This is a genomic window from Pseudomonas sp. P5_B2, from assembly GCF_056400445.1.
On record NZ_JBFULH010000587.1, the window covers coordinates 1 to 2,492 of the forward strand.

General features: G+C 61.3%; 1 protein-coding gene. It reads right to left on the minus strand.

What is annotated here, in order from left to right:
- Window positions 1–2,492 (minus strand): sensor histidine kinase (locus tag AC1DRJ_RS24315; RefSeq protein ID WP_477804396.1); only part of this gene is annotated, 2,492 nt, incomplete at both ends.

Genomic DNA, 2,492 nt, shown 5'->3' on the forward strand with positions numbered 1-2,492 from the left:
GTGCTGCCCCGAACACGGAAAGTCAGCCCTTGTTCTTGAGCCTGCGCCTTGAACTCGGCACCGAGGGTGTCGAACAGTTCGTTGAGCGCGAAGGGCTTGGGATCGGAGTTGATCTTGCCGTTTTCCAGGCGGGAAATGTCTAGCAGGTCGCTGATCAAGTCCTCTGCCGAACGCAACGAGCTGTCCAGGTGATGGACCAGTTTCTGCGCCTCGCCGGATAAGCCATCGTCCTGGTGAGACAACGCCGCGGAGAACAGGCGCGCGGCGTTCAGCGGTTGCATCAAGTCATGGCTGACGGCCGCCAGAAAGCGAGTTTTCGACTGGTTGGCGGACTCGGCGGTGCCCTTGGCTTCGGTCAGCGCAACGTTGAGCTGCGACAATTCGTGGGTGCGCTCGGCCACCCGCTGCTCCAGGYCCTCGTTGGCTTCGGTCAGCGCTTGTTCGGCTTCGCGGAACGCGGTGATGTCAGTGAAACTCATGACGAAACCACCGCCGGGCATCGGATTGCCGATCAGCTCGATTACCCGCCCGTTGGGGAACAGTCGTTCGGAGGTATGGGCACGGCCCTGGCGCATCCAGTGCAGGCGGCGGGCCACATGCACTTCGGCTTCACCGGGGCCGCACAATCCGCGCTCGGCGTTGTAGCGAATGATGTCGGCTATTGGCCGTCCGACACTGATCAATCCGTCCGGGTAGTTGAACAGCTCCAGATAACGCCGGTTCCAGGCCACCAGTTTCAGCGACTGGTCGACCACGCTGATACCCTGGGTGATGTTTTCGATAGCGCCTTGCAGCAAGGCTCGGTTGAACTGCAACACTTCCGACGCCTCGTCGGCGATCTTGACGACATCCTCCAGCTGCATTTCCCGACCTTCGATGGCGGCTTTCACCACCGCGCGTGTCGAAGAAGCACCGAGTACACCCGCCAGCAACCGTTCGGTGTGGGCGATCCATTCGCTATCGGCATTTTGATTCGGGTTGAAGCCTTTGCCCTGGCGGTAGGCGAAGCGAATGAAGCTCTGACGCGCCCGTTCTTCGCCGACGAATCGTGCGGCCAGTTGCAGCAAGTCGTCGATATGCACCGCCAGCATCGAACGGGCACTGGGGCGTGCGCTGATTTCCTGCCCGATGAACCGACCCGCCTGCCAGTGCTCCGACACCCGCGTACGCGACAACACCGAGACCCAGGCAAACAGCGTGAAGTTGCCGGCCAGCGACAGCACCACACCTTGGGTTAGCGGGGTGATCGGCAGGTTCAACGGATTGCTGTGCAGCCACGCCAGCCCTGGGAAAGTGTCCAGCGACAAGCCAAGGCCTCGGGCAGCAATCGGTAAGACCAGCGTGTAAAACCACAGGAATGTCCCAGTGGCGAGGCCGGCAAATACGCCGCGACGGTTGGCCTGTTTCCAGTACAGCGCGCCGAGCATGGCCGGGGCCAATTGCGTGACGGCGGCGAAGGCGATCTGGCCGATGGTGGCCAGGCTGGCGGTCGAGCCCAGCAGGCGATAACTGACATAGGCCAACAGCAAAATCACCACGATACTCACTCGGCGCACCGAGAGCATCCACTGACGAAACACTTCGAACGGCCGCTCGGCGTTGTTGCGTCGCAGCAACCAGGGCAACAGCATGTCGTTGGAGACCATGGTCGATAACGCCACGCTGGCGACAATCACCATGCCGGTCGCCGCCGAGGCGCCGCCGATGAACGCCAGCAAGGCGAGGGCAGGGTGAGCCTGGGCCAGCGGCAAACTGATGACAAACGAGTCCGGCAATACCGAACTGGGCAGCATCATCTGACCGGCGAGGGCGATGGGTACGACAAACAACGCCGCCAACGCCAGATAGGCCGGGAACACCCATTTGGCCAAGCGCAAATCCTGAGGATCAATGTTTTCCACCACCGTCACGTGGAACTGTCGGGGCAGACAGATGATTGCCATCATCGCTACGCCCGTCTGTACCACCATCGAGGGCCAGTTGATGGTTTCCTTCCAGTAGGCTTCGAGACGCGGGGCGAGCATGGCCTGGTTGAACAAGTCATCGAATCCGTCGTACAGGCCGAACGTGACGAATGCGCCGACGGCGAGAAACGCGAACAGCTTGACCAGTGACTCAAACGCAATCGCCAGCACCATGCCACGGTGGTGTTCGGTGGCATCGAGGTTGCGGGTACCGAAGACAATGGTGAACAGCGCCAGCACCAACGACACGATCAACRCCGTGTCCTGGGCGCGGACCCCCATGGCGTCGGCGCCGGCTCCAATCAGCAGGTTCACCCCGAGCACGATGCCCTTGAGCTGCAAGGCGATGTAGGGCAACACGCCGACCAGGCAGATCAGCGCTACCACCACCGCCAGCGACTGGGATTTGCCGTAACGGGCGGCGATAAAGTCAGCGATGGAGGTGATGTTTTCCTGCTTGCTGATCATCACCATTTTTTGCAGGACCCACGGCGCGCCTACCAGCAGCAGGATTGGCCCGAGGTAGAT